Source organism: Xanthomonas theicola (assembly GCF_014236795.1).
Lineage (GTDB): Bacteria > Pseudomonadota > Gammaproteobacteria > Xanthomonadales > Xanthomonadaceae > Xanthomonas_A > Xanthomonas_A theicola.
Map to the genome: position 1 here is coordinate 4,443,420 of NZ_CP049017.1, position 26,581 is coordinate 4,470,000.

Annotated in this window: 24 protein-coding genes, 2 tRNA genes and 2 pseudogenes (1 of these 28 running past the window's edge); 17 read left to right on the forward strand and 11 right to left on the reverse strand. The window is 69.6% G+C overall.

The window, feature by feature from the left end:
- Positions 1-126 precede the first annotated feature (126 nt).
- Together tnpA and yccS are read left to right on the forward strand one after the other, a co-directional pair.
- A pseudogene (gene tnpA / locus G4Q83_RS20770) lies at positions 127-558 on the forward strand (IS200/IS605 family transposase).
- Between the two features lie 742 nt (positions 559-1,300).
- Positions 1,301-3,517 (forward strand): YccS family putative transporter, encoded by a 2,217-nt coding sequence (gene yccS, locus G4Q83_RS20775; RefSeq protein WP_128420657.1) that lies wholly within the window; start codon positions 1,301-1,303, stop codon positions 3,515-3,517.
- On the opposite strand, the gene G4Q83_RS20780 is transcribed toward yccS, so the two are convergent.
- The gene (locus tag G4Q83_RS20780; RefSeq protein WP_128420656.1) at positions 3,462-4,673 is read right to left on the reverse strand and encodes an MFS transporter; all 1,212 of its coding nucleotides are present in this window, start codon (positions 4,671-4,673) and stop codon (positions 3,462-3,464) included. The two genes, yccS and G4Q83_RS20780, sit on opposite strands and share 56 nt — an antisense overlap.
- Positions 4,674-4,778: 105 nt before the next feature.
- Here G4Q83_RS20780 and G4Q83_RS20785 point away from each other — a divergent pair, with 105 nt between their 5' ends.
- The 5 genes from G4Q83_RS20785 (at position 4,779) to G4Q83_RS20805 (ending at position 8,966) form a co-directional block, all read left to right on the forward strand.
- Positions 4,779-5,717: a LysR family transcriptional regulator gene (locus G4Q83_RS20785; protein WP_128420655.1), complete on the forward strand. Its 939-nt coding sequence runs from the start codon at positions 4,779-4,781 to the stop codon at positions 5,715-5,717.
- Between the two features lie 27 nt (positions 5,718-5,744).
- A complete protein-coding gene (locus tag G4Q83_RS20790; protein WP_128420654.1) occupies positions 5,745-7,667 on the forward strand; it encodes an MFS transporter in 1,923 nt (640 codons plus the stop codon).
- Positions 7,668-7,795: 128 nt separating this feature from the next.
- Positions 7,796-8,035, forward strand: a complete 240-nt coding sequence (locus G4Q83_RS23840) for a hypothetical protein (RefSeq protein ID WP_246432188.1) — start codon at positions 7,796-7,798, stop codon at positions 8,033-8,035.
- Between the two features lie 177 nt (positions 8,036-8,212).
- Positions 8,213-8,554, forward strand: a complete 342-nt coding sequence (locus tag G4Q83_RS20800) for a CD225/dispanin family protein (protein WP_128420653.1) — start codon at positions 8,213-8,215, stop codon at positions 8,552-8,554.
- A gap of 4 nt (positions 8,555-8,558) precedes the next feature.
- Entirely contained in the window at positions 8,559-8,966 is a 408-nt protein-coding gene (locus tag G4Q83_RS20805; protein WP_128420652.1) for a DUF2752 domain-containing protein, read from the forward strand.
- A 28-nt stretch (positions 8,967-8,994) separates the two neighbouring features.
- Here the strand turns inward: G4Q83_RS20805 and G4Q83_RS20810 are convergent, their stop codons facing one another.
- The 5 genes from G4Q83_RS20810 to G4Q83_RS20830 all read right to left on the reverse strand — a co-directional run bounded on the left by G4Q83_RS20810 (position 8,995) and on the right by G4Q83_RS20830 (position 12,556).
- Positions 8,995-9,891: a hypothetical protein gene (locus G4Q83_RS20810; RefSeq protein ID WP_128420651.1), complete on the reverse strand. Its 897-nt coding sequence runs from the start codon at positions 9,889-9,891 to the stop codon at positions 8,995-8,997.
- A gap of 70 nt (positions 9,892-9,961) precedes the next feature.
- A complete protein-coding gene (nudC, locus tag G4Q83_RS20815) occupies positions 9,962-10,894 on the reverse strand; it encodes an NAD(+) diphosphatase (RefSeq protein ID WP_128420650.1) in 933 nt (310 codons plus the stop codon).
- Positions 10,895-10,942: 48 nt separating this feature from the next.
- Positions 10,943-11,329: an iron-sulfur cluster insertion protein ErpA gene (gene erpA / locus G4Q83_RS20820; protein ID WP_128420649.1), complete on the reverse strand. Its 387-nt coding sequence runs from the start codon at positions 11,327-11,329 to the stop codon at positions 10,943-10,945.
- A 31-nt stretch (positions 11,330-11,360) separates the two neighbouring features.
- Positions 11,361-11,813, reverse strand: coding sequence for a bactofilin family protein (locus G4Q83_RS20825; RefSeq protein WP_128420648.1), 453 nt, complete (start codon positions 11,811-11,813; stop codon positions 11,361-11,363).
- Between the two features lie 17 nt (positions 11,814-11,830).
- Complete coding sequence (locus tag G4Q83_RS20830) at positions 11,831-12,556, reverse strand: DUF6776 family protein (RefSeq protein ID WP_128420647.1); 726 nt, start codon at positions 12,554-12,556, stop codon at positions 11,831-11,833.
- A 200-nt stretch (positions 12,557-12,756) separates the two neighbouring features.
- On the opposite strand from G4Q83_RS20830, the gene G4Q83_RS20835 reads away from it, so the two are divergent.
- From G4Q83_RS20835 to G4Q83_RS20845, 3 genes are read left to right on the forward strand one after another with little or no spacing between them, the layout of a single operon-like run.
- On the forward strand, positions 12,757-13,377 hold the full coding sequence (locus tag G4Q83_RS20835) for a DUF4126 domain-containing protein (RefSeq protein ID WP_128420646.1): 621 nt from the start codon (positions 12,757-12,759) through the stop codon (positions 13,375-13,377).
- Positions 13,378-13,422: 45 nt separating this feature from the next.
- Positions 13,423-15,288: an EAL domain-containing protein gene (locus G4Q83_RS20840; protein ID WP_128420645.1), complete on the forward strand. Its 1,866-nt coding sequence runs from the start codon at positions 13,423-13,425 to the stop codon at positions 15,286-15,288.
- A gap of 35 nt (positions 15,289-15,323) precedes the next feature.
- Entirely contained in the window at positions 15,324-17,714 is a 2,391-nt protein-coding gene (locus tag G4Q83_RS20845) for a hybrid sensor histidine kinase/response regulator (RefSeq protein ID WP_425480298.1), read from the forward strand.
- A 279-nt stretch (positions 17,715-17,993) separates the two neighbouring features.
- Here G4Q83_RS20845 and bfr read toward each other — a convergent pair whose 3' ends face one another.
- The 3 genes from bfr to G4Q83_RS20860 all read right to left on the reverse strand — a co-directional run bounded on the left by bfr (position 17,994) and on the right by G4Q83_RS20860 (position 19,473).
- Positions 17,994-18,464: a bacterioferritin gene (bfr, locus tag G4Q83_RS20850; RefSeq protein ID WP_128420644.1), complete on the reverse strand. Its 471-nt coding sequence runs from the start codon at positions 18,462-18,464 to the stop codon at positions 17,994-17,996.
- Between the two features lie 108 nt (positions 18,465-18,572).
- Positions 18,573-18,782, reverse strand: coding sequence for a (2Fe-2S)-binding protein (locus G4Q83_RS20855; protein ID WP_128420643.1), 210 nt, complete (start codon positions 18,780-18,782; stop codon positions 18,573-18,575).
- Positions 18,783-18,861: 79 nt separating this feature from the next.
- The gene (locus G4Q83_RS20860) at positions 18,862-19,473 is read right to left on the reverse strand and encodes an RNA pyrophosphohydrolase (protein WP_128420642.1); all 612 of its coding nucleotides are present in this window, start codon (positions 19,471-19,473) and stop codon (positions 18,862-18,864) included.
- Positions 19,474-19,593: 120 nt separating this feature from the next.
- Here G4Q83_RS20860 and G4Q83_RS20865 point away from each other — a divergent pair.
- The 6 genes and pseudogenes from G4Q83_RS20865 to G4Q83_RS20895 all read left to right on the forward strand — a co-directional run bounded on the left by G4Q83_RS20865 (position 19,594) and on the right by G4Q83_RS20895 (position 23,060).
- Positions 19,594-19,670: transfer RNA gene (locus G4Q83_RS20865), tRNA-Met, on the forward strand.
- Positions 19,671-19,715: 45 nt separating this feature from the next.
- Positions 19,716-19,790: transfer RNA gene (locus G4Q83_RS20870), tRNA-Gln, on the forward strand.
- A gap of 98 nt (positions 19,791-19,888) precedes the next feature.
- Positions 19,889-20,617, forward strand: a pseudogene (locus G4Q83_RS23845) (DDE-type integrase/transposase/recombinase); the annotation flags it as partial.
- 40 nt (positions 20,618-20,657) lie between these two features.
- Complete coding sequence (locus G4Q83_RS20885) at positions 20,658-21,458, forward strand: exodeoxyribonuclease III (protein WP_128420641.1); 801 nt, start codon at positions 20,658-20,660, stop codon at positions 21,456-21,458.
- Positions 21,455-22,762: an AmpG family muropeptide MFS transporter gene (locus G4Q83_RS20890; protein WP_128420640.1), complete on the forward strand. Its 1,308-nt coding sequence runs from the start codon at positions 21,455-21,457 to the stop codon at positions 22,760-22,762. The genes G4Q83_RS20885 and G4Q83_RS20890 overlap by 4 nt, the downstream gene beginning before the upstream one ends.
- Positions 22,763-22,832: 70 nt before the next feature.
- Positions 22,833-23,060 (forward strand): hypothetical protein, encoded by a 228-nt coding sequence (locus tag G4Q83_RS20895; RefSeq protein WP_128420639.1) that lies wholly within the window; start codon positions 22,833-22,835, stop codon positions 23,058-23,060.
- Positions 23,061-23,106: 46 nt separating this feature from the next.
- On the opposite strand, the gene G4Q83_RS20900 is transcribed toward G4Q83_RS20895, so the two are convergent.
- Both G4Q83_RS20900 and G4Q83_RS20905 read right to left on the reverse strand, forming a co-directional pair.
- Entirely contained in the window at positions 23,107-24,237 is a 1,131-nt protein-coding gene (locus tag G4Q83_RS20900; RefSeq protein WP_128420638.1) for an anhydro-N-acetylmuramic acid kinase, read from the reverse strand.
- 91 nt (positions 24,238-24,328) lie between these two features.
- Positions 24,329-25,798 carry a M23 family metallopeptidase gene (locus G4Q83_RS20905; protein ID WP_128420637.1) on the reverse strand — a complete coding sequence of 490 codons (1,470 nt, stop codon included), beginning with the start codon at positions 25,796-25,798 and terminating at the stop codon, positions 24,329-24,331.
- A 168-nt stretch (positions 25,799-25,966) separates the two neighbouring features.
- Here G4Q83_RS20905 and tyrS point away from each other — a divergent pair, with 168 nt between their 5' ends.
- Positions 25,967-26,581, forward strand: the 5' portion of a protein-coding gene (tyrS, locus tag G4Q83_RS20910) for a tyrosine--tRNA ligase (protein WP_128420636.1). Its footprint extends 597 nt past the window's final position; only the first 615 of its 1,212 coding nucleotides appear in the window; the start codon lies at positions 25,967-25,969; its stop codon lies off the right edge, out of view.

Here is a 26,581-nt window from a genome sequence, read left to right on the forward strand (position 1 = left end):
ACACTAAACCAACCTGAGAGTTCCCCCGGCTCTGCCGGGGAGGCAGTAGAAGTTTGACGTATCCGGGAGTCCATCCCGGAGACTCCGCAACGTGAGCGGCCAAGCACACGAGACGGAGAAACCGAGATGGATGAGTTTGAGAGCTTAAGTCACACCAGGTGGGAGTGTCTGTACCACGTTGTGTTCATACCGAAGTGTCGCCGTAAGACACTGTATGTGGGTCTGAGGAAGCATCTAGGAGAGGTGTTCCGGCGATTGGCCGAGCAGAAGGAGAGCCGGGTCGAGGAGGGCCATCTGATGCCAGATCACGTCCATATGCTGTTGAAGATTCCGCCGAAGTAGGCGGTGTCGCAGGTGGTGGGCTATATCAAGGGCAAGAGCGCCATCCACCTAGCGCGGGTGTATGTGGAGCGGAAGCGGAACTTTGTAGGGCAGAGCTTCTGGGCGCGAGGTTACTTCGTTACGAGGGTAGGTCGGGATGAAGGGTTGATCGGGGCATACATCCAGAACCAAGAGGCGGAAGATCGGCGCTTGGACCAATTGCAGTTGCTGAGGTAGTCGGCCACCTTCAGGTGGCCCTAACAAGGGAGGCGCGTAGCGCTCCCGCAGCCGCTTTGAGCGGCTCACATCTCTAAAGCCCCCGGCTTTGCCGGGGGATATTTACTTCAACGAGAGAGGGCCATGCTCATGTGATCGTAAGCCAACAGCGCGGCGATAATCAACCCGCGCATCGCCGGAATCACGCTCAATGAGCATAAGCAACTTGCCTTGCCAAGCCGGCGGACGCTATAAAAAAAAGAACATCGATGAAATGCCAAGCCGCGCGCGCCACCCGCGTCGCCCGGACCCGCAACCAGGCTGGTATCGCCGAGGCCGTCGATCGGCCTTCGCCGATCCGCTGGTCGCCGCCGACAGCACGCTCCACGCGGCTGCTGATGCTCCGACGTGGCGCAGGCCCGCGCCGCGTTCGACCGCCTGTCCGGCGCGTTCCCCGCCACCCTGGACAGCGCCCGCTTGGAGATCAGCCAGCCGTTGCGCGAGGCTGCTCTCGATCCGCTGCGCGACCTCGCCGCGTTCGCGCTGTCGGTCGGGCGTGGCTGGGTATGGCCGTACTATGCCAGCGACGGCACGCCGGACGCCTGGCCCCAGGCGGCGGGGCTGGATACCAACATCAGCGCAATCTGGCAGGCGCGGAGACCGCGCTGGGCGAGAACACTGGGCTCGGCGACGGCCGCGGCGTTCACCGCTTCGATCGCGCCAGCGGCGATAATGCATCGATCTTTCGGCCGCGGTTTGCCACATGTCCCGCCTGCGAGGCTTCCTCAACCAGCTCTGGGCCCACGAGAAGGCCAGCTACGGCCTGCGCGTATTCATCGCCCTGAGCGTGGCCATGGGCGTGTGCTGGCAGCAACAGCAGCTGGCCGCGCTGCCGGCGATCTTCCTCGGCACCATCGCCAGCGCCATCGCCGAGACCGACGACAACTGGCTGGGCCGGATCAAGTCGGTACTGCTGTCGCTGCTGTGCTTCGCCGCTGCCGCCGCGGCGGTCATGCTGCTGTTCCCGTATCCGCTGCCGTTCGTGGCCGGGCTGGCGCTGTCCACCTTCGCCATGACCCTGCTCGGCGCGCTCGGCGAACGCTACGCCTCGATCGCCCAGGCCACGGTGGCGCTGGCGATCTACGCGATGATCGGCATCGACCATGGCGGCCAAGTCGGCCACGTCGGCGGCGAGGCCTGGCACGGCATCGCACTGCTGCTGCTCGGCGCCAGCTGGTACGGCCTGCTGTCGATCCTGTGGACCATCCTGTTCGCCAACCGGCCGGTGCGCGAGCGGCTGGCGCGGCTGTTCCTGGAACTCGGCCGCTACCTGCGGCTCAAGGCCGCACTGTTCGAGCCGGTGCGGCAGAGCGATCTGCACGCGCGGCGGCTGGCGCTGGCCGAGCAGAACGCGCAGGTGGTGGCGGCATTGAATGCGGCCAAGACCGCGATCATGAGCCGGTTCGGCCGCTCCGGCCGCCCCGGCGTGCAGTCCGGCCTGTATTTCCGCCTGTACTACATGGCGCAGGACTTCCACGAGCGCGCCAGCTCCTCGCACTATCCCTACGAGGCGCTGACCGACGCGTTTTTCCACAGCGACGTGCTGTACCGCTGCCAGCGCCTGCTGGCGCTGCAGGGCCAGGCCTGCACCGCGCTGGGCGAGGCGATCCGGCTGCGCCATCCGTTCGAGTACGGCGAGCAGACCCAGCAGGCCACCACCGACCTGCGCCAGTCGCTGGACTTCCTGCACGGCCGCGCCGACCCGCAACAGGCACGCCTGCTCGGTTCGCTGGAACTGCTGGTGACCAATCTGCAGAGCATCGAGCGGCGGCTGTCCGACGCCGCGCAATCGGACACCACCAGCGACACCCTCGACACCCGCCTGCGCGATTCCTCGCCGCACACCCTGCGCGAGATGGCGGTGCGCATCGGTCAGCAGCTCACCCCCGGCTCGGTGCTGTTCCGGCACGGCCTGCGCATGGCGATCGCGCTGGCGCTCGGCTACGCCATCGTGCAGTTCGCCGACACCAGCAACGGCTACTGGATCATGCTCACCACTGCCTTCGTGTGCCGGCCCAACTACGGCGCCACCCGGCTGCGCCTGGCGCAGCGCATCGCCGGCACCCTGGTCGGCCTGGGCGCCTGCTGGGCGCTGATGCAGTTGTTCCCCGGCACCGAGCTGCAATTGCTGTTCGCGCTGCTCGGCACCCTGCTGTTCTTCGTTACCCGCACCGACCGCTACATGCTGGCGACCGCGGCGATCACGGTGATGGCGCTGTTCTGCTTCAACCTGCTCGGCGACGGCTTCGTGCTGATCTGGCCGCGTCTGGTCGACACCCTGATCGGCTGCGCGATCGCCGCCGCCGCCTCGTTCCTGATCCTGCCGGACTGGCAGGGCCGCCGCCTCAACCAGGTGATGGCGACGGTGCTGAGCAGCTGCGCCCGCTACCTGGCGCAGGTGCTGGAGCAGTACCGCAGCGGCATGCGCGACGACCTGCCGTACCGCATCGCCCGGCGCGACATGCACAACGCCGACGCCGCATTGTCGGTGGCGCTGTCCAACATGCTGCGCGAGCCCGGCCGCTACCGCCGCAACCTGGAGGCGGGCTTCCGCTTCCTGGCGCTGTCCAACACCTTGCTCGGGTACCTGTCGGCGCTGGGCGCGCACCGCGCCGCGCTGGCCGGCGAGGCCGACCCGGCCATCGACCGCGCCGGCGGCGGCCTGCAGGACGCCCTGGGCGCGATCGCCGCCGCGCTGGCGCAGCGCCGCGCGCTGCCGCCGGCCGACGAAACGGCCGAGGCCGCGCTGGCCGATGCGCTGGAGCAGGAGGACGGCGTGGACGAGGCCAAGCGGCGGCTGGTGCGCAACCAACTGGCGCTGACCCTGCGCCTGCTGCCCAAGCTGCGCGCCGCCGCGCAGGCGGTCACCGCTCCGGCGTCGGCGCCAGTGCCGCCGGCGGCGCTGCCGCTCGCACGCTGAGGCCCATCCACAGCAGCGCCGCCACCGCCAGCGCCGCGCCGCCGACCACCACCCCGCGCCAACCGGCGTAGGCGTAGGCGGCGGTGCCGAGGCTGGAGCCGATCGCGCCGCCGATGAAATAGCAGGTGACGTAGGCCGAGGTGATGCGGTTGCGCGCCTTCGGATCCAGTTGGTAGATCACGCTCTGGTTGCCGATGTGCACGCCCTGCACCGCCACGTCCAGCAGCAGCACGCCGGCGATCAGCAACCACAGCGAATGCGGCGCGGCGGCCAGCAGCAGCCACGCCAGCAGCAGCATGGCCAGCCCGCCCCAGCCCACCCAGTGCCCGGCGCCGCGGTCGGACAACTTGCCCGACAGGTTGGCGGCGAACGCGCCGGCGGCGCCGATCAGTCCGAACAGGCCGATCGTCGCAGCGCCGTAGCCGTAGTGCGGGCCGGACAGCAGGAACGCCAGCGTGGTCCAGAACATGCTGAAGCCGGCGAAGATCAGCCCGCCCAGGACCGCGCGCGCGCGCAGCACCGGCTCGTCGCGCAGCAGCGCCAGCACCGAGCCGATCAGGTGCGGGTACGACAGCCGCGGATTGCCCGGATGCCGCGGCAGCGCGCTCCACAGCAGCGCCGCCGCCAGCAGGATCAGCGCCGCCGCCACCCAGTACACGGTATGCCAGCCGCCGGCGCCGGCCAGCAGCCCGGACACGGTGCGCGCCAGCAGGATGCCCAGCAGCAGCCCGCTCATCACCGTGCCGATGACCCGGCCGCGCTCGTGCGGCGCGGCCAGGGTGGCGGCGAACGGCACCAGGATCTGCGCGGCTACCGAGCTGAGCCCTGTGACCAGGGTGCCAAGCAGCAACAGCGCGAAGCTGTTCGAGGCCGCGCTGATCAGCAAGCCCACCGCGCTGAGCGCGTACAGCCCGACGATCAGGCTGCGGCGCTCGAAGCGGTCGCCCAGCGGCACCAGCAACAGCAGGCCGGCGGCATAGGCCAGCTGCGCGGTGGTGACCACCGCGCCGGCGCTGCGCACGTCGATCGCGAAGGTCTGCGCCAGCACCTCCAGCAGCGGCTGCGCGTAGTAGTTGCTGGCCACCGCCAGGCCGGTGGCGGCGGCCATCAGCAGCACCAGGCCGCGCGGCATCGGGGGGTGCGGTGAGGTTTGCATGGGGGAATCCACTGCGGGGCGATCAGGAAGGGCGTCAGTCTGGGGCGGCGTCAGCGATCTTTCCAATGTATTGTTTTCACTCGATCCATCTTTTTTCGAGATCCCATGCTGACCCTGCGCCAGCTCGAATTCGCCGTCGCGGTGGCCGAGGAAGGCAGCTTCACCGCCGCCGCACGCCGCTGCCACACGGTGCAGTCGGCGCTGAGCCACCAGATCGCCAAGACCGAAGAGGCGCTGGGCGCGCGCCTGTTCGAGCGCGGCGCGCGGCAGGTGCGGCCGACCGCCGCCGGCGAGGTGTTCCTGCACAACGCCCGCGCCACGCTGCGCGCGGCCGAACGCCTGCACGAGGAGATGGCGCAGGCGCTGGGCACGGTGCGCGGGCGCCTGCACATCGGCCAGATCTCCTCGCTCAACACGGTGCAGGTGCCGGCCCTGCTGCGCCGCTTCGGCCAGGCGCACAGCGCGGTGGACGTGCACCTGCGCACCGGCATGAGCGCTGCGCTGCTGCTCGAACTGGGCGAGGGCCGGCTGGACGTGGCCCTGGTCGGGGTCGGCCCGCACGTCGTCCTGCCCGCACAGCGCCTGCTGCTGCACGAAGAACCGCTGGCGCTGATCGCCGCGCGCGGCAACCGCTTCGCCGCCCGCGCCGAGGTGGCGCTGCACGAACTGGAGGACGCGCCGATGGCCGGGCTGACCGCCGGCGCCGGCGTGCGCGGCATCATCGACCGCGCCTTCGCCGAGGCCGGCCTGCGCCAACGATTGCAGTACGAGGTCACCCACGCCGACCTGCAGCGCCAGCTGGTGGTCCAGGACCTGGGCCTGGCGATCGTGCCGCAGACCATGGCCGCGGCGATGCACGGCGTGGCGGTGATCGCGCTGCGCGAGCGCTTCCGCTTCCTGACCTACGCCACCTGGCGGCCGGACCCGACCCCGGCCGCGCGCGCGCTCATCGCGCTGCTGCGGCAGCGGCATGCGGGCGCAGAGGCGGGCCAGGCCGGTGCCGCGGACACGCGGCATCCGTCCGGCCCGCAACGAACCTGCTAGGCTGCGCGCGTTCGCAAAGGAGCCTGCATGTCCGGCCATAGTCAGTTCGCCCTGCTGAAGCAGCGCCGCTTCCTGCCGTTCTTCGTGGTCCAGGGGCTGGGCGCGTTCAACGACAACGTCTACCGGCAGGCGATCATCGGCCTGTTGTTCTACCTGAGCGTGACCCCCGAACAGCGCACGCTGTACACCAACCTGGCGCCGGCGCTGTTCATCCTGCCGTACTTCCTGTTCTCCGCGCTGGCCGGGCAGATCGCCGAGAAGCTGGAGAAATCGCGGCTGGTGGTGATCACCACCACGATGGAGATCGCGATCATGTCGCTGGCCGCGGTCGGCTTTTTGACCGAGAACATGGCGGTGCTGCTGGTCGCGCTGTTCTGCACCGGCCTGCAGTCCACGCTGTTCGGCCCGGTGAAGTACTCGATCCTGCCGTCGGTGCTGAAGCCGGAGGAACTGACCGGCGGCAACGGCCTGGTCGAGATGGGCACCTCGATCTCGATCCTGTGCGGCATGATCCTGGGCGGGCTGATCTTCCAGATCGCCGGCAGCCACGGCCCGATCGCCGCGGCCACCGCGGTGATCGCGCTGGCGGTCGCCGGCAACTTGGTCGCGCGCGCCATTCCCAGGGTCGACGCAGGCGCGCCGCAACTGAAGATCAACTGGAACCCGCTGCCCGAGTCGCTGGCGATCATGCGCCTGACCCGGCGCCGGCTGGCGGTGCGCAACGCGGTGCTCGGCGTGTCCTGGTTCTGGTTCGTCGGCACGGTGCTCACCGCGCAGCTGCCGACCTACGCCGAACTCAACCTCGGTGGCGCGCAGGACCTGTACATCTTCGCGCTGGCGCTGTTCTCGATCGGCATCGGCACCGGCTCGCTGCTGTGCGAGAAGCTGTCCGGGCGCACCGTGGAGATCGGCCTGGTGCCGCTGGGCGCGTTCGGCATCAGCGCGTTCATGCTCGACCTGTATTTCGCACGCCCCGGCGGCGCGCTGCAGGCCGGGCTGGACATCGGCCAGTTCGTGCGCCAGGCCGGCAGCTGGCGGATCATGCTCGACCTGGTCGGCATCGGCCTGTGCACCGGCCTGTTCGTGGTGCCGTTGTTCGCGCTGATCCAGAGCCGCACGCCGAAGGCGGAACTGTCGCGCGTCATCGCCGGGCTCAACATCCAGAACTCGATGTTCATCGTCATCGCCGCGATGGTCGGCATCGCGCTGCAGATGCAGCAGCTGACCCTGTTCGGCACGCGCATCCCGATGCCGGGGCTGAGCATTCCGCAGGTGTTCCTGGCGCTGGCCATCGCCAACGCGGTGGTGGCGATCTGGATCTTCAGCATCGTCCCCGAATTCCTGATGCGCTTCCTCAGCTGGGTGATGGTGCGCGCGCTGTACCGGCTGCGCCTGCACGGCATCGAGCGGCACGTGCCCGACGAGGGAGCAGCGCTGATCGTGTGCAACCACGTCAGTTACATGGACGCGCTGGTGCTGGCCGCGGCGATCCCGCGCCCGGTGCGCTTCGTCATGTACTACCGCATCTTCAACATCCCGGTGATGCGCTGGATCTTCCGCACCGCCAAGGCGATCCCGATCGCCGGCGCGCGCGAGGACCCGGCGCTGATGCAGCACGCGTTCGACGAGATCGACGCGGCGCTGGCCGAGGGCGAGCTGGTGTGTATCTTCCCGGAGGGCGCGCTGACCAAGGACGGCGCCATCGTCACGTTCAAGTCCGGCATGGAGAAGATCCTCGAGCGCCGCGCGGTGCCGGTGCTGCCGATGGCGCTGCGCAACATGTGGACCAGCATGTGGAGCAAGCGCGATTCGCGGCTGCGGCGCATGCGCGTGCCGCGCCGGTTCCGCGCGCACGTGGAGGTGATCGCCGGCGCGCCGGTGGCGGCCGCCGAGGCCAGCGCCGAGCTGCTGGAAGCGCAGGTGCGGCAGCTGCGCGGGGATGCGGCCTGAACGCCAGGGTGCCTGGAAGCGCCGCCTCGGGTGGATTGAGCGCCGGGAACACGCCATGCGCGCCCGCACTCTCCGGCCATCGGCAGCGGCGTCCATCTTGGCGGCTGCCGCTTGCCGCGCTGAGCGGCATGGCGGCGGCGCTGGCGCTGCGCCGGGTCGCCCCCGAGCTGCCCGGCACCCCTCGCCGGCGTGCCCGTTCCTACGCGCACCGGCCTGTACTGCCCGGGCGGCGGCGGCACGCGCTGCTGCACCGGGACCTGGCCCATGCCCTGGCGAGCAATCCGCTGCCGGTCGCGGCCCTGCCGCTGCTGGCGGTGGTCATGGTGCGCAATGCCGCCGGGCCGCGCCCGCCGGCGCCGCTGCTGTAGCTCCTAGCCGAGCCGCCGCGGGTCTGCTGCTCGGCCACGCGGGATTGCGCAACAAGCGGCCGTGGTATCCGTTCACCCCGCTGGCACCCGGTTGAGCGCGGTGATGCATGTCCGATCGCAGGCACAACCGTTAGACTTCGCCCCATGCCCAGCGCATAGCTACCCAAGGAGATCCACATGAGCACCGTCGGCCCCGTCACGCCCCCGCCCGCCCCCGTGCCCGGCGCGATTCCCAATCACCTGGCCTGGGCGATCATCGCCACGGTGCTCGGCTTCTGCCTGTGCTGCCCATCGATCATCACCGGCATCGTCGCGATCGTGTTCTCCAGCAAGGTCAACGGGCTGCTCAACCAGGGCGACCTGGAAGGCGCGCGGCGCGCCTCCAACAGCGCCAAGACCTGGTGCTGGGTAACCACCGCGCTGGCCATCGTCGGCCTGCTGATCAACATCGGCTTGATCGCCACCGGCGGCATGCAGCGCTACATAGAGTACGTGCAGCAGATGCAGCAGATGCACTGACCGCATGCGCGCCTGGCAACAGCGGGCGTGCCTCGGCGCCGCCACCGCCCTCGCGGCGGCCGGCGGCGTGGCGCTGTACCGGTTCGATCCCAACGCCGCGGACAATCCGTTCGCGCCGTGCCTGTTCCATGCGCTCACCGGCTACTACTGTCCCGGCTGCGGCATGACCCGAGCCTTGCACGCGCTGCTGCACCTGGACCCGCTCGGCGCCCTGGCGATGAATCCCGGGGCGATGCTGGGCCTGGCCCTGCTGCCGTGCCTGGTCGCGTGGAAGGCCGGATGGCGCGCAGCATGGTTCGCGCCGGTGGTCGCGGTGGTGTCGCGGCCGAATTTCTGGCTGCTGGCGCTGCCGGGCTACTGGATCGCGCGCAACCTACCGTGGTTCCCCTTCACCCTGCTCGCGCCGGGTTAGGACGCGGCATACGGTCGCGCCGGTTGCGTCAGCCGACCCAACCAGCGATCACCAGCAGCGCCAGCACCCCCAGCCACAACAGCAGCATCCGCCAGATCTGGCTCATCGCATCGCGCAGCTCCGGCAGCCGCCGCATCAGCGGCACCGCCATGCCGGCATCGCTGTAATCGTGCGCCTCGGCGTCGAGTTCGCCGCGCACGCTGGCGCAGGCCACCGGACCGAGGAAGCCGGTGTCCAGCCGCCAGCGATGGCCGCCGGTCGCGCGCCAGGCGCCGAACACGGTCTCGAAATTGCCGACCAGCGCCAGCGAGAAGGTCATCAGCTGTGCCACCGGCCATTCCAGCGCCGCCAGCGCGGTGCGCGCGCCGAGCGCGGTGCCAAGCGGCAACCGCGGCGCATACGCGCCGACTGCGGCCAGCGCCAACAGGCGGTAGCCGAGCGCGCCGAACGGCCCCAGCAGCAGGAACCAGAACAGCACCGCGAACCAGCGCCGCAGCGCGCTGAACGCCACTGCCTCGACCAGGCTTGCCGGGTCCTCGCGCAGCGGCCCGCCATCGGCCTGCAGCTGCGCAACCGCGCCGCGCCGCGCCGCGATGTCGTCGGCCTCGATCACCGCTTCCACGTCGATGTCCAGGTCGCGCGGTCCCCAGCTGAAGACCAGCACCAGCACCCCGAACAGCAGCGTCAGCAGGCCCAGGTGCGGCGCATCCAGCAGCCACTGCAACAGGCCGACCAGCAACAGCGCCGGCAGCAGCGCCAGCGTGATGCCGTAGCGGCCGCGCCAGCCGCTGCCCGCGCCGGCACGCGCATCCAGCCACGACAGCCAGTCGCCATAGGCGTCGAAGCGGCGCAACGAGGCCACCATGCCGGGCGCGACATGGCCCAGCACCAGCGCAACGATCACAGCGACCAGGGTAGTGAACATGCAGATCCTCCGGGACCGGTTCTGAAGCGTGTGCCCATGTGTGGCTGCGCCGCCGCGCCGGCGCGGCGCTCTACGCGCAACCGCCGGCGCGGCGATGCCAGTCCTCGATCAGCGCGCGCGCGATGGAGATGTGCGGCGGCAGGCGCAGGCTGCGCCCGTCGTCGGCGCCGTCGCCATGCGCCGCCGCACGCTGCAGGGCGGCGCCGACCTCGTCGCGCTCGAACCAGCGTGCGTCTTCCAGCTCGCCATCCACCTGCGGCGCGTCGGGTTCGGCCAGCGCGCTGAAGCCGAGCATCAGCGCGCCGGGGAACGGCCATGGCTGCGCGCCGAAATAGCGGCAGCTGCCGGGCCGCACCCGCACCCGGGCTTCCTCGGCCACCTCGCGCGCCACCGTCTGCTCCAGCGACTCGCCCGGCTCGACGAAGCCGGCGATCACCGAATAGCGCCGCGCCGGCCAGCTCGCCTGGCGGCCCAGCAGCAGCCGCCGGCCGTCGCCGACCGCGACGATCACCGCCGGGTCCACGCGCGGATAGTGCTCGCTGGCGCATTGCGTGCACTGCCCGAGGAAGCCGCCCCGGCCAAACACGACGGCGCCGCCGCAGACGCCGCAGAAGCGGGTGCGCGATTGCCAGTGGAGCATGCCGCGGGCGTAGGCGAACAGGCCGGACTCGGCGGCCGGCCACTGGCTCGCGGCGCGGCGCAGGTCCATGCGTTGCGGCGGGTCGAGGTCCGCGTCGAGCACGGCCGCGGCCAGCGCGAACCAGACGCTGCCGCCATACAGGCCAAGGAGGATCGCCTGCTCGACGACGTCGCCCAGCGCCGCGCCGGTCAGCGGCGACGGATGGCCGTCCGCATCGGCATGGGCATTGCCGTCGGCATCGACCAGCAGCACGCGCGCCTCGGTCCAGGCACGGCGCAGTGCCGCCCGATCGTCGCGCAGCGCGTCGGCGCGGTCGATGGCAGCGCCGGCGAAGGCGAAGGGGGCGGGCGTCAGGTCGGACATCCGGCGCAGGGTCCAGGCAAACCGCGCATCCGGCAAGCCGCAGCGTGTCTACACGCTGAAGCTGCTGCCGCAGCCGCAGGTGGTCTTGGCGTTGGGATTGCGGATCACGAACTGCGCCCCGTGCAGGCCCTCGCTGTAGTCCACTTCCGCGCCCATCAGGTACTGCAGGCTCAGCGGGTCGACCAGCAGGGCCACATCGTCGGTCCGCACCGACAGGTCGTCCTCGGCGCAGTTCTCGTCGAACTCGAAGCCGTACTGGAAGCCGGAGCAACCGCCGCCCTGGATGTACACGCGCAACGCCAGCGCCGCGTTGCCTTCCTCGCCGATCAACTCGCGCACCTTGGCCGCAGCGGCCTGAGTGAAGTTGAGCGGCCGCTCCAGCGACTGGTAGTCGGGCGTGGGCGCGGGGCCGGGCAGGGAAACGAGAGTGCTCATGGCGACAGAATGGGGGCGGCCGACGCCCAAATCAAGCGTCCGCGGGGGTCAGCGCGCGCTGCGCCGGCTCGGCCTGCGGGTCTTGGTGCAGGTGCTCCGGCGGGGCCAGGGCGGCCAGGCTGCCGGCGTGGATCAGCCGTCCGGTCAGCTGCGCGCCGGCGTTCATCTCCACCACCTGGTAGTGCACGTTGCCCTGCACCCGCGCCTTCGGCGCCAGCTCCACGCGCTCGGCGGCATGCACGTCGCCGATCAACTGGCCGTTGATGACCACGATCGGCGCACGTACCTCGCCCTCGATGCTGCCGTGCTCGGACAGGGTCAGCGTCGCCGGCGCGCCGTCCTCGGCCAGCACCTTGCCCAGGATGCGCCCTTCCACGTACAGGCCGCCGCTGAACACCAGGTCGCCCCGGATCACCACCTGCGCGCCGATCAAAGTATCGACCACGGTCTGGCCGCTGCTGCGGCCGTTCTTGCTTCCGAACATATGCTGCCTATTCCCCTTTAGCCGTTGCCGGCCAATGTCCAATCGAAACTCTGGGCGACCGGCGCCCCGCCGCCCGACAGCGAGACTCGCACCCGTTGCGGGGTGAAATCCTTGGGCAGGATCACGCTGCCATGCAATTGCTGGAAGTAACGGAACGAATAGTCCTGGCCGGGCACGCCGCTCTTCTGATGCAGTTCGTCCCAGCCCACGCTGGCCAGCTTGCCTCCGCGCACGCCTTCCACCGCCAAGCGCAGCTGCCCCCGGCTGATCGCGCCGCGGTTGAGGTTCTGGGTCAGCACCACGTTGTAGTGCCAGGTGCCGCCGGCTTCGGCCGAGAACTCCACCGAATGCACGGTCAGGCCCTTGCGCTGGCCGGTCGCGCCGACCAGGCGCTCGTAGAAGGCCACATCCGCGCGCAACCCGGCGATCTCCTCGTCGCGTTCGGCCAGGGAACTCTGCACCTCGTTGTTGGCGGCGCGGCTGATCTGGTCGGAGCGGGCCAGGGTGGCCTGGCGCTGGTTGAGCGTCTCGATCTGCTGCTGCTGCGCCTGCACCTGGCGTTCGGACTCGCGCAGCCGCGCGCTGACCGCGCCCAGCTGCGGCGCGGCCTGGCGGCTGGCCAGCGCCCAGGCCGCGCCCAGCGACAGCAGCCAGGCGGCGCCGATCAGCAGCCACAGGCCGCGTCCGCGGCGCGGCGCGGCGCCGTTGGGCACGATCTGGAATCGGGGTATGGGTCGGTTCATCGTCAAGGCCGCGCCACCGAAGCGGCCGCGGCGTCGATCCTCACGGAGTTCGGCCGGCCGGCTAGTGTAAGCCACCCGTCTGACTGGCGCCGGACCGAGCCGCCGCCAGCGCCCGGCGCACGCGCCGGCCCCGCGCTGGCCTTCGCCGCACGCTTGGCCGATAGTGGCCGCCAATACGCGCATATGCGGAAGCGCTTGCCATGACCGACGCCCACCTCTTCGTAATCGGCATCCTGCTGGCCTGGCTGGCGGGCATCCGCGTCTACCTGACCGTGTTCGGGATCGGCATGGCCGGCCTGCTCGGCTGGCTGGAGCTGCCGCCGGCGCTGCAGGCGACCGCGTCGTGTTGGGTGCTCGGCACCTCCGGCGCGCTGGCCGTGGCCGAGTTCTGCGCCGACAAGATTCCCGGCGTGGATTCGGTCTGGGACTTCTTGCAGACCCTGACCCGGGTCCCGGCCGGCGCCTTCCTGGCCGCGGCCACGCTGTCGCCGGACGGCCAGCTGAGCGGCGGCGCGCTGGCCGCTGGCGCCGGCGTCGCGCTCACCAGTCATGTGCTGAAGGCCGGTTCGCGCGCCTTGCTGAACACCTCGCCGGAACCGGTCAGCAACTGGATCGCCTCGCTGGCCGAGGATTCGGTGGTGATCGCCACGCTGGCGCTGGCCTTGGCGCATCCGTGGCTGGCATTGATCGCCTTATTGGGAGCGAGCGCGCTGGGCGCGTTGCTGGTGTGGTGGGTGTGGCGCGCGTTGTGGCGCAGCGTCCGCCGCCTGCTAGCACCTCCCGCCGGCAGGCCGCAACGCGATGGCGCCCTGTCCTACTGAACTTCATCGCATAATTGCGTGCGCAAAAGTAGGATTAAAGACAGGATGATCCCCAGAGACACCGCACCGCTTTCCAGCCGCGACGAACCGCGTCCGCGCAACGTCCGTGCCGAGACCCCGCCGCCGCACTACTGGCGGCGCTGGACCGCCGACGCAGCACCCGACATGACCGCGCCGACGGCGCCCGCGCTTGCGTCCGGCGCGGCGGACGACGCGCCGCCCGCCGCCGGGCCGGGCACCGCCAGCGGCGACGCCGCGCCGCCGCCGCTGGACGCGCCGTACCGCATCCTGATCGTCGAGGACGACCGCTCGCAGGCCTTGTTCGCGCAGAGCGTGCTGCACGGCGCCGGCATGCAGGCGCAGGTGGAGATGCAGAGCGACGGCGTGCAGCAAGCGATCGCCGAATACCGGCCCGACTTGATCCTGATGGACCTGCACATGCCCGGCCTGGACGGCATGCGCCTGACCGCGCTGATCCGCCAGCAGCCGCAGCACCGATTGCTGCCGATCGTGTTCCTGACCGGCGACCCGGATCCGGAACTGCAGTACGATGTGCTGGACAGCGGCGCGGACGATTTTCTGACCAAGCCGATCCGGCCGCGGCACCTGATCGCCGCGGTTTCCAACCGCATCCGCCGCGCGCGCCAGCAGGCGCAGCGGAGCGCGGGCGACACGCCGCCGCTGAACAATCCCGAGACCGGCCTGCCGACCCGTACCCACGTGTTGCAACTGCTCGGCGAGGCGCTGCGCGCGCGCAGCGGCGGCCTGTTCTTCATCGAGATCGCCAGCGCGCTGGGCCTGCGCGAGCGCTACGGCTATGCCGCGTTCGAACGCCTGATGACCCACGCCGGGCGCCGCCTGGCCAGCGTCACCGCACCGCAGCCGCTGGCACGGCTCAACGACAACAGCTTCCTGCTGCTGGCCCAGGACAGCGGCCTGGAGGCGCTACGGCAGCGTGCGCAGGCGCTGCGCGAAGCCCTCGCCAGCCACGCCTTCCCGCTGCGCGAGGACGAGGCGGTGCACCTGCGCTGCGCGATCGGCTACGCCGACCTGGGACAGGGCTTCGAGGACGCCGGCAGCGCGCTGGAAGCGGTCGAGCGCACCGCATTGCAGGCGCGGCTGCACCCGCAGGGCGTGGCCGCGTACGCGCCGCCGCGCGAGGAAGAGGACCTGGGCCGCATCGCGATGTTCGAAGGCCAGCTGGAGCCGGCCTACCAGCCGATCGTCGCCGTCGCCGGCGGCGACACCGCGCAGTACCAGGTGTTGCTGCGCCTGCGCCAGCGAGACGGCACACTGCTGTCGGCCGGGCAGGTGCTGCCCGCGGCCGAAGCCGGCGGGCGCATCGCCGACCTCGACCAGCAGGTGCTGGACCATGCGCTCGGCCTGCTGCACCTGTACCAGCACGCGACGCCGCCGCTGCGTCTGTTCGTGTCGCAGTCCTCGCGCACGCTGGCGCGCGGCGCCTTCGCCGACTGGCTGGTCGAGGCGATCGGCCGCCGCGGCGTCGCCGGCACCGCGCTGGTGATCGACCTGCGCCTGGACGATGCGCTGATCCACACGGTGACGCTGCAGCAGTTCTGCGCTCGACTGATGCCGCTGGGCGTGCAGTTCTGCCTCAGCCAGTTCGAACCCGGGGCCGAAGCCGAGGCGCTGTTTGGCCAGCTGCCGCTGGGCTACCTGCGCCTGTCCGCGCGCTTCGCCGGCGCGCATGCCGATGCCGGGCTGCGCGACCAGTTGCGCACCGCGATCGACCTGGCGCATCGCGCCGGGCTGCTGATCATCGGCCAGCAGATCGAGGAAGCACAGGCCGCCGCCGCGATGTGGATGGGCGGGGTCGATTTCATTCAGGGCAACCTGGTGCAGTCGGTCGGCGACGAGCTGAACTTCGATTTCCAGAACGCGGTGTTGTAGCGATGCCCGCACGCCGGCGCCGGCCCCTGCCATGGCTGGCCGCGCTGAGCGCGGCGATCGCGCTCGCCGGCGCGCTGCTGGCGGTACCGGAGCTGGCCCCGGCGCCATGGCGGCGGCTGGCACCGGCCTGCATCGGCGCCGCCGTGCTGCTGGCGGCGTTCGCCGCCGCGCGCATGCGGCAGCGCGCACGCGCGCAGGACGCGGCATTGGACGCGGCGCTGGCGCGCGCGGGGCTGGCCGAGTCCGAACGCGAGACGCTGCAGCGCGACGTGCGCCTGCGCGAGCGGCTGGAACGGGAACTGGTGCAGGCCAAGCAGGCGGCCGAGGCCGCGGCGATGGCCAAGGGCGAATTCCTGGCCACGATGAGCCACGAGATCCGCACTCCGCTCAACGGCATCATCCCGATGCTGGAGCTGATCGCGCGCGGCCAGCTCGACCTGGATCAACGCGAGATGCTGCGCACGGCCAACGCCTCCTCGCTGCAACTGCTGCGCATCGTCGACGATGTTCTCGACTACTCCAAGCTGGAAGCGAACCGGCTGGAGCTGGAGATCATCACCTTCAACCTGCGCGAACTGCTCGACGACGTGCTGCAGATGCTGCAGCGCGCGGCCGAGGCCAAGGGCCTGCGCTTGGCGCTGGAGTTGGATTCGGCGGTGCGCCTGCCGGTGCGCGGCGACCCGGTCCGGCTGCGGCAAGTACTGAGCAACCTGATCGGCAACGCGATCAAGTTCACCGCGTGCGGCGGCGTGGAGCTGCGCGTGCGCCGCCTCGGCGAAACCCCGGCACAGCACCTGCTGCGTCTGGAGGTGCGCGACACCGGCATCGGCATCAGTGCCGAGCAGCAGCAACGGCTGTTCCGCTCCTTCACCCAGGCCGACGCCTCCACCACCCGCCTGTACGGCGGCACCGGGCTGGGACTAGCGATCTGCAAGCGCATCGTCGACCTGATGGGTGGCCGCATCGGCGTGGAATCCGGCAGCGGCCAGGGCGCCACGTTCTGGTTCGAGATCCCGCTGCTGAAGGTGATCGGCGACCTGCCACAGGTGCAGGGCGGCCTGCCGCAGCTACGCGCATTGCTGGTCGGCGCCGACCAGCGCCTGTACCAGCGCCTGAAGCTGCTGCTGCCGAACTGGGGGGTGCAGCTGAGCAAGGTCGACTCGACCCAGGAAGCATTGGAGCGACTGCGTGCCGGCAACCCCGCGCGTCCGGCCTACGATGTCCTGATCGGCGACCTCGACGGCCTGCGCCAGAGTGCCAGGGTGCTGCAGCGCGCCGTGATGCGGTTGCCCGCACCGCACGGGCTGCGCCTGCTCTGGCTGTACGGCGAAGCGGAAATCCCGGAGGAAATCCGTGCCTACGGCGCGCTGCTGTCGCGGCAGGCGGGGGACCTGGACCTGCGCGGAATGCTCGCGCTGGCGCCTGCGGCGCCTCCCCTGGCGCCCCCCTTCGTCCCCGGAGGCGACACGGACGCGGTGCCAGTGCCGGCCGCGGCGCCCGCCGCCGCGGTGGAAGAGGACCTGGCCGCCGGCGCAGCCTCGGCGCCTGCCGACTACCGCCTGCTGCTGGTCGAGGACAACCCGGTCAACCTGCAGGTCGCACAGAAACTGCTCGCCGTGCTCGGCTACCGTGCCGACATCGCCACCGACGGCGCCGCCGCATTGGCGCGGCTCTCGGCCCAGGCCTATGACCTGGTGTTGATGGACTGCCAGATGCCGGTGCTGGACGGCTATGCCGCCACCCGCCAATGGCGCCAGTCCGAGGCGGCGGCGGCGCGGCCGCGGCTGCCGATCGTGGCGATGACCGCCAATGCGATGGCCGGCGATCGCCAGCGCTGCTTGGAGGCCGGCATGGACGACTATCTGTCCAAGCCGGTCAGCCACCAACGCCTGGCGCAATGCCTGCGACGCTGGCTGCCGCCGCGCGGCGCCGCTGCCGCGCCGGCCGCCGCCGCAATGCCTGCGGACGCGGCGGCTGCAGAAACCACGCCGGCGCCGGCGGCGCCCGCCCTACCTGCGCCTGCCGCTGGCGTTGCCGACCCGTTGCCGATGCCGCCGCCGGTGCTGGACATCGCGGTGCTCGACGAATTGCGCGAGATCACCGGCGGCGCGACCACCGCGCAGATCGTCGAACTGTTCCTGAGCGATGCGCCGCAGCTGATCCAGCGCCTGGAGCAGGCCGCCGCGGTTCCGCAACTGAAGCCGCTGCGCGAGGTCGCGCATACGCTGAAGTCCTCTGCCGCCAACGTCGGCGCGCTGGCCTTGTCGGCGGCGGCCCTGCGCATCGAGGCCGGCGTACGCGCCCACCAATTGGAGCGTCCGGCCGCCGCGGTGGCGCTGGTGATCGCCGAATTCGCGCGTGCGCGGCTGGCATTGAACGGCTACCGCACCACCTTGCGCGACACTGCCGAACGCACCGCGTCGTAGCGCGTTCTCGCCGCAACCGCGGCTGCGGCGCCTCGGGCGCGAAAGCGCCGCATCAGACACGACTGCGGCGGACCGGGCTGATGCCTCTCATCCAGTGCAGCAGCCACACCCACACGCGCTCCCAAGCCCAATCCCCTGCCCTGTAAGAGCGGCTCCATCAGCCGCGACGGTCCTACCGGGGAGCCCTCCGTGGCCGAAACCGCCACTTCAGCAACGGATGCCGCTGCAGCAGCCGCTGCTCGGACCGCACCTGGCGGTGCCCTGCGCCGGCGCCAACGCTCAGTCCTCGAGCTTGGTCAGCAGGTAGTTCGGCTCGCCGATACGGCCGATCAGATCGAGCTGGGTTTCCAGCCAGTCGATGTGTTCTTCCTCCGACTCCAGGATGTCGGCGAGCAGCTGGCGGCTGACGTAGTCCTGGATCGATTCGGCGTAGGCGATGCCGTCGCGCAAGGTAGTGGTGCCGTCCTGCTCCAGGGCCAGGTCGCACTCGAGGATCTCCCTCGGGGTTTCGCCGATGCGCAGCTTGCCCAGCGCCTGGAAGTTGGGCAGCCCCTCGAGGAACAGGATGCGGTCCGCCAACTTGTCGGCGTGCTTCATCTCGTCGATCGATTCCTTGTACTCGTGCTCGGCCAATTCCTTCAGCCCCCAGTTCTTCAGCATCTTGGCGTGCAGGAAGTACTGATTGATCGCGGTCAGTTCGTTGTAGAGAACCTTGTTGAGGAATTCGATGACCTTGCTGTCGCCCTTCATCGCACTGCTCGCTAGTACCGGAAAGCGCAGACTCTAGCGAATCGCGGACAGCGATGAAGGAACGCGAATCGTGATCATCCCGCCGCACATCCGCGCGGCGTCGTGGTTTCAGGCGGCGCGGGTCAATCCGCCCAGCAGCGGCAGCGGCAGCTCGCGCGACAGCGCGCGGTCCAGGAGATCGCCGGCCATGTCCAGGCAGGAACCGCAGGTGGCGCCGCAGCCGGTGCGCATGGCCAACTCGGACACAGTGCGGCAACCGGCGGCGGCGGCTTCGCGGATCTGGCGATCGGTGACCCCATTGCAGATGCAGACGTACACGGTGATGTTGGCGGCGGGCGGCGCGGACTGCGCCTGACGCCATTCAACCCAAAGCGAGAATGGTTGTCAATTCCAGGCGTTAATCGTTACTAATAAGGACCACCCAGGGCCCGCCGCGCTTGCGCGGACGCTTGTGCGGACGCTCGTGGCCGGCGTTGTTGCCGGGCATCCATGCCTCCTGTGCCAGGGTCGGCATGGCGCGAATCCCGGTCCCGGCGATGTTCTGCGCCAGCGGTGCCAGATGACGCAGCGCACGCGCATAGACGCCGCGCTTGAACAGCACCACATGCTCCACCGGGTACCAGAAGTCGACCCAGCGCCAATGGTCGAACTCCGGGGTCTCGGTCAGCTCCAGGTTCAGCTGGCTCTCGTCGCAGTGCATCTGCAGCAGGAACCAGACCTGCTTCTGGCCGATGCACACCTGGCGTTCGTTGCGGCGGACGGCGCGGTTGGGCAGCCGATAGCGCAGCCAGCCAGGAGTCGCGCCGAGCACTTCGACATGCTCAGGCAACAGCCCGGTTTCTTCACGCAACTCGCGGTACATGGCCTCGACCGGGGTCTCGTCGGTATTCATGCCACCTTGCGGGAACTGCCAGCCGTCCCGGCGCACGCGACGTGCCCAGAACACCTGGCCGTCCGGTCGCATCAGCACGATGCCCACGTTCGGTCGATAGCCGTCCGGATCGATCACGATGCGGACTCCTGAAAAATCTACTGGCTCCGACTCTGCCATGGCTGCGGCCGGCCCACAAGCTCGGCAAAGATCCGTTGACAGCGGTTCGATTTGCTATAACAATCCGCGGTTCACCAAGGCTATGTAGCTCAGCCGGTTAGAGCACAGCACTCATAATGCTGGGGTCGGTGGTTCGAGTCCACCCATAGCCACCATTGGTGCCCACGCAGAAGGCGTGCGATACTTGCAGTTCGCGACATTGCCCCGTCGCCAAGCGGTAAGGCACCTGACTCTGACTCAGGCATTCGGTGGTTCGAATCCATCCGGGGCAGCCAAACAAAAGAAGAAAGGCCGATCTTTGATCGGCCTTTCTTCTTTTGTTTGGCTCCGGGTTTGCGCAGGCGCTTTGCGCCTGCGCCCCACAGGCGGACTGAATCGCCAGGTCGACGGTGTGCGCAAGGTGTGCAAGCAGTTGCTGCGGGAAGGCCGGCAGATGGCGCGGTGCACGGTGGCGCGGCGGATGCGCCGGCTGGGCCTGCGTGGTGTGGTCGGTGGCAAGCCAGTGAAGACCAGGCACAGCGACAAGGCGCCGCCGTGTCCGCTGGACCGGGGGAACCGGCAGTTCCAGGCCGACCGCGCTGTGGGTCAGCGACTTCACCGACGTCTCGACGTGGCAGGGCAGGGTGTCCGTGGCATTGGCGATCGACGTGTCCGCGCGGCGGATCGTGGGCTGGCAGGCGTCGGGCTCGATGACCACGGACCTCGTACTCGACGCCCTGGAACAGGCGCTGCACGCGCGGCAGCGGGAGGGCGTACTGATCCACCCCTGCGACCGCGGTTCGCAGTCTGTGAGCATCCGCGACAGCGAGCGGCCGACCGAGGCGGGGATCGAGCCGTCGGTGGGCCGCGTGGGCGATTGCTATGAGCGCGAAGCCTGCCCTTGGGGCACACCGCGCTGGCCGAGACGATCGATGGCCTGTACAAGGCCGAGGGGATCCACCGCCGATCGTGGCGCAAGCGCGAACAGGTGGAACTGGCCACGCTGGACTGGGTGCACGGGTTCAACCGCAAACCACGGCTGGGGCCGATCGGGCACGCCCGGCCAGCGGAAGCCCAAGCGGCTTACCATCGGCAGCAAGCCGCTCAGGCCAAGGCGGCCTGACTCAAACCAAACGGCCTCCAAGAAAAGTCGGGGTGGTTCAATGCGCATCATCAGCTTCAACGCCAACGGCCTGCGTTCGGCCGCCACCAAGGGCTTCTTCGAATGGTTCTCCAGCCAGCATGCCGACGTGCTGTGCGTGCAGGAAACCAAGGCGCAGGAGCATCAACTGGCCGGGCCGGCGTTCCTGCCTGATGGCTACCGCGCCTGGTTCCGCGACGCCAGCACCAAGAAGGGCTACAGCGGCGTGGCCATCTACAGCAAACGCGAGCCCGACGAGGTGCGCACCGCGCTGGGCTGGCCCGAGTTCGACGAAGAGGGCCGCTACCTGGAGGCGCGCTTCGGCAACCTGAGCGTGGTCTCGTTCTACATTCCCTCCGGCTCGTCGGGCGAACTGCGCCAGGGCTACAAGTTCCAGGTCATGGACTGGCTGCGGCCGATCCTGGTGGAATGGCTGGGCAGCGGCCGCGACTACGTGCTGTGCGGCGACTGGAACATCGTGCGCTCGGCGCTGGACATCAGGAACTGGAAGTCCAACCAGAAGAATTCCGGCTGCCTACCGCCCGAGCGCGACTGGCTCAACGGCCTGTGCGCCGATCGCGCCGAAGACGCCGATCCGGGCAATGGCCGCGGCTGGGTCGACGCCTACCGCGCGCTGCATCCGGACGGCCAGGATTACACATGGTGGAGCAACCGCGGCGCCGCCCGCGCCAACAACGTCGGTTGGCGCATCGACTACCAGTTGGTCACCCCGTCGCTGCGCGAGCGCCTGCAGCAATGCGCGATCTATGTCGCGCAGCGCTTCTCCGACCATGCGCCGTTCGTGGTGGACTACCGCGCATGACCGCGACCGCATCCACGCCGGCCTCCTACAAAGGGTGGGCCGGCATCAAGCGCGCCTTCGCCACGCCGTCGGCGGCGACGATGGCGCTGCTGGGCTTCGGCAGCGGCCTGCCGTTCCTGCTGATCGCCTCGCAGACCCTGTCCACGCGCCTGCGCGACGTCGGCCTGGACCTGGGCAGCATCGGCCTGATCAGCCTGGCCAGCTTCTTCTACCTGCTCAAGTTCCTGTGGGCGCCGCTGCTGGACCGCTACCCGTTCCCGATGGTCGCGTTCCTCGGCCGGCGCCGCTCGTGGCTGCTGGTGTCGCAGCTGGGGGTCATGATCGGCTTGGCCGCGCTGGCGTTGATGCGCCCGGAACTGGGCATCGGCGGACTGGTACTGTGGGTGCTCATCGCCTCGTTCGCCGGCGCCACCCAGGATTCGGTGGTGGATGCGTACCGGATCGAGATCGCGCCGCTATCGGCGCAGGCTGCGCTCGCCGCGACGTATACCCTCGGCTACCGCATCGGTCTGATGCTGGCCGGCGCCGGCGCGCTGTACCTGGCCCAGTTCGGCGACTGGACCCTGGCCTACCTGGTCATGGCCGGACTGATGCTGCTGCCGATCGCCGCCACGCTGCTGTGCCGCGAGCCAGAGGTGCCGGTGGCCACAGTGGTACGCAAGATCGACGTCGTCGGTGCGTTCTGGCAGCCGATCTCCAGCTTCTTCGCCAGCAACGGCGTCGCGCTGAGCCTGGGATTGCTGCTGTTTGTGGGCCTGTTCAAGTTCCCCGACCAAGTGATCGGGGTGATGTCCGGGCCGTTCTACCTGGATTCGGGCTTCACCAAGGCCGACATCGCGACCGTCTCCAAGCTGTTCGGAGTCTGGGTGGGCATCGTCGGCGCCTTCGCCGGCGGCCTGGCGGTGGCCGCGTTCGGCTTCCGGCGCATGCTGTTCGTCGCCGCGCTGGGCGTGGCGCTGTCCAACCTGGCGTTCCTGTTGATGGCCAGGCACCCAGGGCAGCTCTGGTCGTTCTACGCCGCGCTCAGCTTCGACAATCTGTTCCAGGGCTTCGCCGGCACCGTGCTGGTGGCGTTCATGTCGTCGCTGACCGATCGCAACTTCACCGCCACCCAGTACGCGCTGCTAGTGTCGCTGGCCAACCTGCCGGGAAAGTTCGTCGGCGGCGCCTCCGGCTACATCGTCGAGGCCACCTCCTACAGCACCTTCTTTGTGCTCAGCGCGTTCACGGTGATCCCGACTCTGCTGCTGCTGGCCTGGCTGTGGCCGCGGATCCGCGAACGACCGGCGGCGCCGGCCGATTGAAAGCCTGCGAGCGGTCGCGGATGATGGGCGTGGCGCACGTGGTGCGCCGCCGCATGTCCCGGGAGTGCGTATGACCGACCTGTTGTTGCGCGACATCGATCCCGTCCTGGTGGATCGGATCCGCCGCATCGCCGTGGCCCGCGGCTGGACCCAGCACCAGACCGTGCTCAACCTGATCGAGCAGAGTTTGTTCGCCAGCGAGCACGAAGTGCGCAGCGGCTTCGCAAACCTGGAAGTGGATGCCTTGTCCGAAGCGATCGCTGCCTTGCGCGAACTGCCTGCTGGCTCCGGTTTCTGAGCCGCGCGCCGGCACCCGCGGCCCGGCACCGGGGGGGCTGCAGCGGTCAGGCCAGATGGATCGCGCCGAGGACGCGCGGCCCGCGTGCGCCGCTGACCGCAGGCAGGTTGCCGGGCCGCCCGGCCAGGGTCTGCCGCGCCAGCCAGGCGAAACCCATCGCTTCCACGTAGTCCGGGTCCAGGCCCAGCGCCTGCGTCGACAGCACCTGCACGCCGGGCAGCCGCGCCAGCACCCGCGCCAGCAAAAGCGGGTTGTGCACGCCGCCGCCGCAGACCAGCAGTTGCCGGGTCGCCGGCTGCTGCGCCAGCAGCGCGTCGGCGACGGTGGCGGCGCTCAGCTCCAGCAAGGTGGCCTGCACCGCCGCGGCCGGCTGCGCGGCCGGCTGCAACTGCGCATCGACCCAACGCAGGTGGAACTGCTCGCGCCCGGTGCTCTTGGGCGGACCCAGCGCGAACCAGGGATCGTCCAGCAAGCGCTGCAGCAGACCGGCGTCGACCTGGCCGCTGGCGGCGAAGGCGCCGCCGGCGTCGTAGGGCTGTCCCAGGTGGCGCTGGCACCAGGCGTCGAGCAGCGCGTTGGCTGGACCGGTGTCGAAACCGCGCACGTCGCCATGCGCCGGCAGCAGGGTCAGATTGCCGATGCCGCCCAGATTCAGCACTGCGCGGTCTTCGTGCGCGGCGCCGAGCATCGCCGCATGGAAGGCCGGCATCAGCGGTGCGCCATGGCCGCCGGCGGCAACGTCGCGGCGGCGGAAATCGCACACCGTGGTGATGCCGGTCAGTTCGGCGATGCGATTGCCGTCGCCCAACTGCCAGGTGAAGGCGGGGTCGGCCAGCGGTCGGTGGCGCACGGTCTGCCCATGCGAGCCGATCGCGCGGACCTCGGCAGGGGCGACGCCGGCGTCTTCGAGCAGATGCAGCGCGGCCTCGGCGAAGGCGATCGCCACTTCCGCATCAAGCCGGCCCAACGTGTCCAGCGAATTGATCTGGCCGCCTTCGCCCAGCGCGATCAGCACCTCGCGCTGGCGCGGCGCCCAGGCATAGCTGCGACCCAGGCGCAGCTGCGCCCGGCCATCCGCGCCGAAGCGCACCAAGGCAGCGTCGATGCCATCGGCGCTGGTACCGGACATCAGGCCCAGGAACAGGGCCTCGTCGTCGAGCGTGGTTGGATCGGGCATGGCAGGGCATCGGGCGGGGGTCAGCGCCGCAGCGTGGGCGAGGGATGGCGGCGCGTCAATCCGCGCCGCGGCATCCGCAGCGCGGCGCGGCTCAGCCGGCGTCGCTGGAGTGCGCCGGTCTGGCCGAGGCCACGACCCTTTTTTTCTTCGCCGTTGCGTCGTTCTTCGTCGGTGCGGCATCGGCGTAGATCAGCTTCTCCACGCGCTGGATGCGCGCCAGCGCCGGCGAGGTCTGCGCGCGGAACGCGGCTAGTTCCGCGCCGGCCAGCGGCGTCGGCGGCGGCATCGTCACCGACGCCGGGTTGCGCTGCGCGCCGTCGATGCGGAATTCGTAGTGCAGGTGCGGGCCGGTGGCCATGCCGGTCATGCCGACGAAGCCGATCACCGTGCCCTGGTTGATGCGCTGTCCGGCCTTGATGCCGCCGAAGCGCGACATGTGCCCGTACAGGGTGCTGTAGCCCTTGCCGTGGTCCAGGATCACCACGTTGCCGTAGCCGCGCTGGGTGCCGACGAACTGCACCCGCGCATCGCCGGCGGCCATGATCGGTGTGCCCGACGGCGCCGCATAGTCGATGCCCTTGTGCATGCGCATGGTGCCCAGCACCGGATGCTTGCGCGCGCCGAAGGTGGAACTGATGCGGCTGTAGGACACCGGCATGCGGATGAAGCTCTTTTTCAGCGGTCGCCCGCTCACGTCGAAGTATTCGGCCGGCTTGCCGCCGCGCTCGAAGCGGAAGCCGCTGTAGGTCTTGCCGCGGGTGGTGAAGGTCGCGGCGAGGATCTTGCTGGTGTCGATCCGCTCGCCTTCGCGCCAGGTCTCGTCCATCACCACGCTGAAACGATCGCCCGGCTGCAGGTCCTTGTCGAAGTCGATGTCGTATTTGAAGATCTCGTCGGTCATCGTGGCGATCGCCGACGGCGACAACCCGGCCCTGCGCGCGGCCACGTACAGCGAACTGCTGATCTCGCCGCTGACGACCGTCGTGCGGGTGCTGGTCTCGCGCTGGGTCACCTTCTCGTGGATGTCGTCGCCGAGTAGGGACAGTTCCACGCGGTGGGTGGCGTCGCGGTCGAAACGGATCCCGCGCAGGCTGCCGGCCACCGGCAGGTCGAAGCCGATCTCGGCGCCGGGCCGCAGCCTGGTCAACGCCTCGCGGGTGCCGGGGCGATCCAGCACATGGTGCATCACAGTGGCCGGGATGCCGAGTTGTTCGAATACCGCGCCCAGGGTCTGCCCGGGCTGGATGCGCACCACCTGCCAGCTGCCGCCGGCTACGCCCTGCTGCTGCGTCGGCGAGATCGGCGGCAACGGCAGCGCGAGCGTCGCGTGGGTGGTCTGCAGCGGCACGTCGATGGCGTTGGAGAAGCCGGGGACGATCGTGGTCACCAGTGCACCGATGGTGGCGAACAGGCTGGCGTGGATCCAGTGGCGGCGCGTCCAGCGGCCGACCGGGAGGTGCTGGGTCAGCCGCTGATGCAGCGCGGTGTCGTGGAGGACATGGAGACGTTGCTGGAACCGCTGCTTACGCGCGCGATTCTGATCGCTTTCGCTGTGCTGCATCAAGGCTTCCTCGTGAGCCCGAAGCGCGGGCTCAAAACTCGGCTACCATAAACACCGAGCAACATCGCGTCAAACCATTGAGCCGACACGAGTTTTCGGCCATCGCGCGGTTAATCTACACTTAACGTCATTCATGTTGCATGGACGCTTATCCGCCGGAGTTCCGTTTTGTCCACGATTGAAGAGTCTCTTGCCCTGATCGGCCGCGGCGCCGACGAAATCCTCAAGCGCGAGGAACTGGAAGCGCGCCTGCGCACAGGCCGCCCGCTGCGCGTCAAGGCTGGCTTCGATCCCACCGCGCCGGATTTGCACATCGGTCATACCGTGCTGCTAAACAAGATGCGCCAGTTCCAGCAGCTGGGCCATCAAGTCATCTTCCTGATCGGCGACTTCACCGGCATGATCGGCGACCCGACCGGCAAGAACGTCACCCGCAAGCCGTTGACCCGCGAGGGCGTGCTGGCCAACGCGCGCACCTACGAGGAACAGGTGTTCAAGGTGCTGGACCGCGAGCGCACCGAAGTGCGCTTCAACTCCGAATGGTTCGGACAGATGGACGCGGCCGGCATGATCCGCCTGGCCGGCCAGCACACGGTGGCACGCATGCTCGAGCGTGACGACTTCGCCAAGCGCTACGCCGCGCAGCAGTCCATCGCCATCCACGAGTTCCTGTATCCCCTGGTGCAGGGCTACGACTCGGTGGCGCTGAAGGCCGACGTCGAACTGGGCGGTACTGACCAGAAGTTCAACTTGCTGATGGGTCGCGGCCTGCAGGAGCATCAC